Annotated in this window: 7 protein-coding genes, 1 rRNA gene and 1 pseudogene; 2 read left to right on the forward strand and 7 right to left on the reverse strand. The window is 72.1% G+C overall.

Annotated elements, in window-relative coordinates; genetic code table 11:
• Positions 1-145 precede the first annotated feature (145 nt).
• Positions 146-493: a sterol-binding protein gene (locus EBH09_RS07520; protein WP_121746138.1), complete on the forward strand. Its 348-nt coding sequence runs from the start codon at positions 146-148 to the stop codon at positions 491-493.
• Here the strand turns inward: EBH09_RS07520 and EBH09_RS07525 are convergent.
• The 4 genes from EBH09_RS07525 to EBH09_RS07540 all read right to left on the reverse strand — a co-directional run bounded on the left by EBH09_RS07525 (position 477) and on the right by EBH09_RS07540 (position 4,592).
• Positions 477-1,367: an ABC transporter ATP-binding protein gene (locus EBH09_RS07525; RefSeq protein ID WP_121746139.1), complete on the reverse strand. Its 891-nt coding sequence runs from the start codon at positions 1,365-1,367 to the stop codon at positions 477-479. The two genes, EBH09_RS07520 and EBH09_RS07525, sit on opposite strands and share 17 nt — an antisense overlap.
• Positions 1,364-2,401 carry an iron chelate uptake ABC transporter family permease subunit gene (locus EBH09_RS07530; RefSeq protein WP_121746282.1) on the reverse strand — a complete coding sequence of 346 codons (1,038 nt, stop codon included), beginning with the start codon at positions 2,399-2,401 and terminating at the stop codon, positions 1,364-1,366. Before EBH09_RS07530 ends, EBH09_RS07525 begins: the two co-directional genes overlap by 4 nt.
• 14 nt (positions 2,402-2,415) lie before the next feature.
• The gene (locus EBH09_RS07535) at positions 2,416-3,462 is read right to left on the reverse strand and encodes an iron chelate uptake ABC transporter family permease subunit (RefSeq protein ID WP_121746140.1); all 1,047 of its coding nucleotides are present in this window, start codon (positions 3,460-3,462) and stop codon (positions 2,416-2,418) included.
• 92 nt (positions 3,463-3,554) lie between these two features.
• Entirely contained in the window at positions 3,555-4,592 is a 1,038-nt protein-coding gene (locus tag EBH09_RS07540; protein ID WP_121746141.1) for an HAD hydrolase-like protein, read from the reverse strand.
• 72 nt (positions 4,593-4,664) lie between these two features.
• On the opposite strand from EBH09_RS07540, the gene EBH09_RS07545 reads away from it, so the two are divergent.
• Positions 4,665-5,957 (forward strand): DUF1015 domain-containing protein, encoded by a 1,293-nt coding sequence (locus tag EBH09_RS07545; protein ID WP_121746142.1) that lies wholly within the window; start codon positions 4,665-4,667, stop codon positions 5,955-5,957.
• 64 nt (positions 5,958-6,021) lie between these two features.
• Here EBH09_RS07545 and EBH09_RS38215 read toward each other — a convergent pair whose 3' ends face one another.
• The 3 genes and pseudogenes from EBH09_RS38215 to rrf all read right to left on the reverse strand — a co-directional run.
• Positions 6,022-6,786 carry a tetratricopeptide repeat protein gene (locus EBH09_RS38215; RefSeq protein WP_202977424.1) on the reverse strand — a complete coding sequence of 255 codons (765 nt, stop codon included), beginning with the start codon at positions 6,784-6,786 and terminating at the stop codon, positions 6,022-6,024.
• A gap of 174 nt (positions 6,787-6,960) precedes the next feature.
• Positions 6,961-7,596 (reverse strand): annotated as a pseudogene (locus tag EBH09_RS38655) (hypothetical protein); the annotation flags it as partial.
• Positions 7,597-7,777: 181 nt separating this feature from the next.
• Positions 7,778-7,865 (reverse strand): 5S ribosomal RNA (gene rrf / locus EBH09_RS07555); the annotation flags it as partial.

Here is a 7,865-nt window from a genome sequence, read left to right on the forward strand (position 1 = left end):
CGTCGAGGGGGGCGGGCGCGGCGGGGTCGTGCTCCGGCGCCCGCGCCTCGGACGGGCCCCCGTCGGGTTCCCGCGCCGCCGGCTCCGGTACTGCGTCGCTCATGCCCCGACGCTACCGTGTACCGCTGCGGTACGGTCGGTCCCGATGGCGACGACTGAGGAGTGCCGCGCCGCACTCGACAAGCTCTCGGACAGCATGCGCAGCGCCGAAGGGAACGTGCGGTCGGCCGCCGAGCTGGACCGCTCGGTGAGCTGCCACATCACCGACCTGGACGTCACCTTCGCCGGACGCATGGCGGACGGCCGGATCGACGTGCGCGAGACCCTTGAGGGGCCGCCGCGGGAGAAGGCCGAGATCAGGCTGGCGATGACCGGCGACGACCTGGTGGCCCTGGTCGGCGGCGAGCTGAACTTCGCCAAGGCCTGGGGCTCCGGCCGGGTGAGGCTGGAGGCGGGCCTGCGCGACCTGTTCCGTCTCAGGAAGCTTTTGTAGCCGCCACCTTCTCCGGCCTGCCGCCCGCTGCCGCGCCCCGTGTCCCGCGCGCGGCCGGCACCACCAGCGGCGTACCCGTCTCCGGGTCGTCGATGACCTGGCAGCGCAGCCCGAAGACGCGCTCGACGAGTTCGGCCGTGACGATGTCCTTCGGCGCGCCCTCGGCGATGATCTCCCCGTCGCGCAGGGCGATGAGGTGGGTGGCGTACCGGGCGGCGTGGTTGAGGTCGTGCAGGACGGCCACGAGCGTGCGGCCCTGCTCCTCGTGGAGTTCCGCGCACAGGTCGAGGACATCGATCTGGTGCTGGATGTCCAGGTACGTCGTCGGCTCGTCGAGCAGCAGCAGCGGGGTCTGCTGGGCGAGCGCCATGGCGATCCACACGCGCTGGCGCTGACCGCCGGAGAGTTCGTCGACGTAGCGCTCGGCGAGTTCCGAGATGCCGGTCTGGGCCATCGACTCCTGGACGACCCGCTCGTCCTCGGTCGACCACTGGCGCAGGATGCCCTGGTGCGGGTAGCGGCCCCGGCCGACGAGGTCGCCGACGGTGATCCCGTCGGGTGCGATGGAGGACTGCGGCAGCAGGCCGAGGGTCCGCGCGACGTGCTTGGCGGGCATCGACTGGATGACCGATCCGTCCAGCAGCACGCGGCCCTGGGTGGGCTTGAGCATCCGCGACAGGGCCCGCAGAAGCGTGGACTTGCCGCAGGCGTTGGGGCCGACGATCACGGTGAAGGAGTTGTCGGGTATCTCCACCGACAGCTTCTCCGCGATGACCCGCTGGTCGTAGGCGAGGGTGACGTTCTCTGCGGTCAGGCGGCTCACGTTGCTCCTTTGGTTGTTCAGGCCGCTGCGGGTACCGGCGCCGGCGCTCATATCCGGCCCGCCTTGCGCTCGGTGACCAGCAGCCACAGCAGGTAGACGCCGCCGAGTACGCCGGTGACCACGCCCACGGGCAGCTGGTCGGCGCCGAAGGCCCGCTGCGAGATCCAGTCGGCACTGACCAGCAGGGCGGCGCCCATGCACACGGACGGCAGCAGGTTGGGGCCGGGCGAGCGGGTCAGGCGCCGGGCGAGCTGCGGCGCGGTCAGCGCGACGAAGCTGACCGGCCCCGCGGCGGCGGTGGCGGCGGCGGTGAGCAGCACCGCGGCCACCATCAGCAGCGCCCGCACTCGCTCGACGCGTACTCCGAGGGCGTACGAGACGTCGTCGCCCATCTCCATCATCCGCAGCGCCCGTCCGTTGGTGAGAACGAGCGGGACGAGCACGGCGCACAACGCGAGCAGGGGCCAGACCTGGTCCCAGTCACGCCCGTTGAGGGAACCGGTCATCCAGACGACGGCGCGGGAGGCGTCGACGATGTCCGCACGGGTCAGCAGATAGCCGTTGACCGCCGTGACGATCGCGGACATGCCGATACCGACCAGGACCAGCCGGTACCCGTGCACGCCACGCTTCCACGCGAGCAGATAGATGGCGAGGCCGGTCACCAGTCCGCCCACGAGCGCACCGACGGTTACCTGGGCCGAGCTGCCGGAGAACAGGACGATCATCGTTAGGGCGCCGGCCGTCGCGCCCTGTCCGAGGCCGAGCACGTCCGGACTGCCGAGCGGGTTGCGCGAGATGGCCTGGAACAGGGCACCGCCCAGCCCGAGCGCGGCGCCGACCAGCAGCCCGACCAGGACCCGCGGCAGCCGCAGTTCGTTGACGATGAACTCCTGACTGGCGTTGCCCTCGCCGACGAGAGTCCTGAGCACGTCGGAGGCCGCTATCTCGAAGTCGCCCGTGCCGATGAGTACGACGCTCGCCGCCAACGCGACGACCAGCAGTAGCGCGACGACGACGGTGGCCCGGACGTCCAGCCGGAACGAGAGCCCGCCGGGGCTTCGCACCGCGCGGTTGGTCTTCACGGTCTTTCCGGTCTTCACAGCTGTGCCGTCCTCCGCCGTCGTACGAGATAGATGAAGACCGGCCCGCCCAGGACGGCGGTGACGATGCCGACCTGGAGCTCCGAGGGCCGTGCGACGATCCGGCCGAGGACGTCCGCGCCCAGCAGCAGCACGGGCGACAGGATCGCGGCGTACGGCAGGATCCAGCGCATGTCGGGCCCGGTGAAGGAGCGGACGATGTGCGGGACCATCAGTCCGACGAACACGATCGGCCCGCAGGCGGCGGTCGCGGCCCCGCACAGCACGGTCGCGGCGAGCATGGACAGCGCCCGGGTGCGGTTGAGATTCGCGCCGAGGGCCCTGGCGGTGTCGTCACCCATCTCCATGGCGTTGAGCGGCCGGGAGAGCGCGAGGGCCAGGACCGTGCCCGCCACGAAGAACGGGAGCACCTCCTTGATGGTGCCGTTCGTCGCCGACGAGAGCGAACCGACCGTCCAGAAACGCATCCTGCCCAGCGCCGCGTCGTCCATGATCATCACGGCCTGGAGGTAGCCGAAGAGCGCGGCGCTGATCGCGGTGCCGGCCAGCACAAGCCGCACCGGCGTGGCCCCTCGGCTGCCGCCCAGGAACCAGACCAGCGCTCCGACGCCCGCCGCACCGGCGAAGGCGAACCACACGTACCCGGTCAGCGAGGTGACGCCGAAGAAGGTGATGGCCGTGACGACCGCGGCGGAGGCGCCCGCGTTGATGCCGAGCAGCCCGGGATCGGCCAGCGGATTACGGGTGAGCGCCTGCAGTACGGCGCCCGCGAGGCCGAGCGCGGCACCGGCGAGCAGACCGAGCACGGTCCGCGACAGCCGTTCGCCCACCACGACGTCGCCGTACGTGCCCGAGTCGTGGAACAGGCCGTGCCAGACCTGCGCCAGCGACAGGTCCTTCGCCCCGATCGCGATACTCGTCAACGCGATGAGCACCAGGACCGCCGCCGAGACGGGCAGCCCGACGGCACGCAGGACACGGCGCTTCGGGGGCGGCGCGGGGGCGGTCTCCGCGCGCTGTTCAGGGGGACTGTCGACCAACACGCAGTTAGGTTAGCCTACCCTGCCAACCGATCTCGATCCCGAGGATCTTTCCTCGCTCCGCCCGCGGCCGGGCTCCTGCCCGGTACTACGGCTCACAACCCCAGTCGCGCCAACGCCTTCCCCGAGTCCAGTCCGCACCCGGCCTCCCCGCCCACTGTCCAGGCCGCCGCGCACAGCGCACGCAACCCGTCCAGCGCCGCACCCTCGCCCTCCAGTTCCAGCCGCTCCTCGCCGGCCGTGGCCGTCCAGCCACCGCAACGGAAGCCGCCGTTTCCTTCCGCGCCGCCCGTGACCTCCGGCTGCCCGGTGAGCAGCCCGCGCAGATCGGCGTCGACATACGTCGGCCGGTGCTGCGGCGGAGCGGCCAGCAGCTGCGCCCCGTCGGTCACACCGGTCAGGACGAGCAGCGAGTCGACCTCGCCGTTGAACGCGCCCTCGATGTCCGTGTCCAGCCGGTCGCCCACCACCAACGGCCGCTGCGCGCCGGTGCGCAGGATCGTCTCCCGGTGCATGGGAGGCAACGGCTTCCCCGCGACCCGCGGATCGGCGCCGGTGGCGATCCGCACGACCTCCACCGCCGCGCCGTTGCCCGGCGCGATCCCGCGGGCGCCCGGGATCGTCAGGTCGGTGTTGGAGGCGTACCACGGCACCCCGCGCGCGATGGCGTAGCAGGCCTCCGCGAACCGCCCCCACGGCAGCTCGGGCCCACCGAATCCCTGCACGACGGCTGCCGGATCGTCCTCCGCGGACTCCACGGGCTCCAGGCCGCGCTCCCGCAGCGCCACCCGAAGCCCCTCACCGCCGATCACCAGCACCCGCGCCCCCGACGGCACCTGCTCGGCGATCAGCCGGGCCACCGCCTGCGCCGAGGTGATGACGTCGTCGGCACCCGTCGGTATGCCCAGCTCGGTCAGGTGCTCGGCGACCGCGTCAGGGGTCCGGAGCGCGTTGTTCGTGACGTACGCCAGACGCATGCCGCCCGATCGGGCCGTGGCGAGCGAGTCGACCGCGTGAGCGATCGCGTTCCCCCCCGCGTACACCACGCCGTCCAGGTCGAGCAGCGCCGTGTCGTACGCCTCGCTCAGGCCCCGCCCACTGCCCTCGGGCCTCGTCCTGACGCTCCGGCTCATTGCACATCGCTCCTCGTTCGACGCCTTTCCCCCGATCATCCCCCATGCCACTGACACACGTACGATGCCGGGATGAACACAGCAGGTCACCCGGAAGCAACGGCGCGCCGGGGCCTGGAACTCACCCCGTTCCGAGGCCTCCGCTACGACCCCGACCGGGTCGGCAGCCTGGCCGCCGTGACGTCCCCGCCCTACGACGTCGTGGTCCGCCCCGACGGCCTGCTCCACCTCGAGTCCGCCGACCCGTACAACATCGTCCGGCTGATCCTGCCCCAGGCCGCCACCCCCGAAGCGCGCAACGACCAGGCCGCCCACACCCTGCGGCGCTGGATGGCCGAGGGCGTCCTGACCGCCGACCCGGAACCGGGCCTGTACGTCTACGAACAACGCGACGGCGACGGCATGCTGCAGCGCGGCATCATCGGCGCCCTGCGCGTGTCGGACCCGTCGGAGCAGGTCGTCCTGCCGCACGAGGACGTCATGCCGCACGTCGTCGCCGACCGCGCGGCGCTCATGCGGGCCACCTGGGCGAACCTCGAACCCCTGCTCCTCACCTACCGCGGCGACGGCCCCACCGCGGCCACGACCACCGTCGTGGAACGCACCGCGGAACAGCCCCCGCTGCTCTCGACGACCACGGAGGACGGCTTCTGCCACCGCCTGTGGTCGGTGACGGACCCCGACGACCTGTCCCGCGTCCGGTCCGAGCTGGCGCGGCACCAGGCCCTCATCGCCGACGGCCACCACCGCTGGGCGACCTATCGCACGCTCCGCGCGGAGCACCCTTCCCCCAGCCCCTGGGACCACGGCCTGGTCCTCCTGGTCGACACGGCCCGCTACCCGCTCCGGGTCCGCGCCATCCACCGCCTGCTGCACCATCTCCCGGTGAGCGACGCCGTGGCCGCCCTGGACGGCCACTTCCGCGTCCGACGCCTCGGCACGCCGAGGGCCGAAGCCATGGACGCCCTGGCGAAGGCTGCCGAGGCGGGCAACGCCTTCCTGCTCGCCGGCGACGGCGCCTTCCATCTCGTCGACCGGCCGGACCCCGGCCTGCTGGCCCGCACGGTCCCCACCGACCGCCCCGAGGCCTGGCGCACCCTGGACGCCACGGTCCTGCACGCCACCCTCCTCGCCCACATCTGGCACATCCCGGACGACTCCGCCGCCCACATCTCCTACATCCACGACACGGCGGCCACCGTCGAGAAGGCCGAACGCGACGGCGGCACGGCCGTACTGATGCACCCGGTCCGTGAAGAGGTCGTCCGCGAACTGGCCCAACAGGGCGTCACGATGCCCCGCAAGTCGACGTCCTTCGGCCCGAAGCCGGCCTCGGGCCTGGTGCTGCGCGCGCTGGACCTGTGAGCCGACACGGCGAAGGGGCGGGACCGTACGCCGGTCCCGCCCCTTCGCCGTCACGCCATGGACGTCAGTCCTTCTCGCCGTCCGCGTCCTCGTCCGCGCCCCTGTCCTCGGCGGAGGGGCTCGCCACGTTGCCCTCGCCCCCGCGCTCCTCGTCAAGGGCGTCCATGAACTCGACGCCGTCCAATTCTGCGAGGCGGTCGGAGGCGTCCGTGCTGCCGTCCCGGTCGGACTCCACGGCCTTCGCGAACCACTCCCGTGCCTCCTGCTCCCGGCCTGCGGCCAGCAGCGCGTCGGCGTAGGCGTACCGCAGTCGCGCGGTCCAGGGCTGTACGGAGTTGGAAGCCAGCTCGGGGCTCTGCAGCGTCACGATGGCCGCGTCCAGCTGCCCCATGTCACGCCGGGCGCCGGCCGCGACGAGCCGCATCTCGACCTGACCGGCCTTGTCCAGCTTGTGCACCTCGGGGGCACCGGCCATGTCCAGCGCCTTTTCCGGCCGGCCGAGCCCACGCTCGCAGTCGGCCATGACCGGCCACAGCTCGACGGACCCGGTCATCCGCCGCGCGGCCCGGAACTCGGCCAGAGCCTCGCTGTACTTCTGGTTGGCGTACGCGGCGAACCCGCCCGCCTCCCGGACGGCGGCGACACGGGACGCCAGACGCAGCGCGATCTTGGAGTAGGCGTACGCCGCCTCCGGGTCCTCGTCGAGAAGCCGGGCGACCATCACCAGGTTCCTGGCGACGTCCTCCGCAAGGGTCTTGGGCAGACTCTGAAGCTCCTGCCGTACGTCCTTGTCGATCTCGTCGCCCGTGACCTCCTCGGGAATCGGCAGGCGCTTGATCGGCTCGCGGTCCCGGTCCCGCTCCTCACGGAAACGACCACCGCCGCCGTGCCGGTCGTCCCGCCCGCGGAAACCGCCGGGACGCCCGCCGCGGTCATCACGCTGCGGCCCGCGGCCCCCACGGTCGTCCCGACCGCGGTACCCACCACGCTCACCACCGCGACTGTCGTCACGCCGACCGAAGCCGCCGCGCTCGCCACGATTGTCGTCCCGCCGGAAGCCACCACGATCGCCACGGTCGTCGCGGCGGTCGTCGCGGCGGTCGTCGCGGCGGTCGTCACGACGGTAGGGGGGACGATCACCGCGGTCGTCACGGCGGTCCCCGCGGTCACTTCGGAAGGCGGGACGGTCCCCGCGATCGCCGCGCTCGTCACGACGGAAGGAGGGGCGGTCCCCGCGATCGCCGCGCTCGTCGCGACGGAAGGAGGGGCGGTCCCCACGGTCGCCGCGCTCGTCGCGACGGAAGGAGGGGCGGTCCCCACGGTCGCCGCGCTCGTCACGACGGAAGGAGGGGCGGTCGCCACGATCGCCGCGGTCATCGCGACGGAAGGGCGGCCGGTCACCGCCGCGGTCATCGCGACGGAACCCACGGTCGCCACCACGGTCACGGTCATCACGACGCGGCCCACGGTCACGGTCACGGTCGTCACGACGCGCGAACCCACCACCACGGTTGTCGTCCCGCCGGTCATCCCGACGGAAACCACCGCGCTGGCCGCCACGGTCGTCGCCACGGCTGCCGTCACGCCGGAAACCGCCACGGTCCCCGCGCTGACCGCTCCTGTCGCCGCGGTCACCACTGTCCCGTCGCCGCTGGTCGCGCTCCGGTCGGTCGTCGGGAGAGTTGGTGGGCATCGGTGACTCCTGTCTTCGGTACTGCAAGTCATTCTCACGCAGCCGGGTACCCGGTGCGCTCTGGAAAAACGAAAGGACCCCTGGTCCCCAGCTGAACGCTGGGGACCAGGGGTCCTTTCCAAAGATTGTTCGGCGGCGTCCTACTCTCCCACAGGGTCCCCCCTGCAGTACCATCGGCGCTGTAAGGCTTAGCTTCCGGGTTCGAAATGTAACCG

The organism is Streptomyces sp. E2N166 (assembly GCF_003671715.1).
Classification (GTDB): domain Bacteria; phylum Actinomycetota; class Actinomycetes; order Streptomycetales; family Streptomycetaceae; genus Streptomyces; species Streptomyces thinghirensis.

What these genes read in the sequence shown, in the direction of transcription:
- EBH09_RS07520 (WP_121746138.1), top strand. Translation starts at nt 146, where the DNA reads ATGGCGACGACTGAGGAGTGCCGCGCCGCACTCGACAAGCTCTCGGAC.
- EBH09_RS07525 (WP_121746139.1), bottom strand. Translation starts at nt 1,367, where the DNA reads ATGAGCGCCGGCGCCGGTACCCGCAGCGGCCTGAACAACCAAAGGAGC.
- EBH09_RS07540 (WP_121746141.1), bottom strand. Translation starts at nt 4,592, where the DNA reads ATGAGCCGGAGCGTCAGGACGAGGCCCGAGGGCAGTGGGCGGGGCCTG.
- EBH09_RS07545 (WP_121746142.1), top strand. Translation starts at nt 4,665, where the DNA reads ATGAACACAGCAGGTCACCCGGAAGCAACGGCGCGCCGGGGCCTGGAA.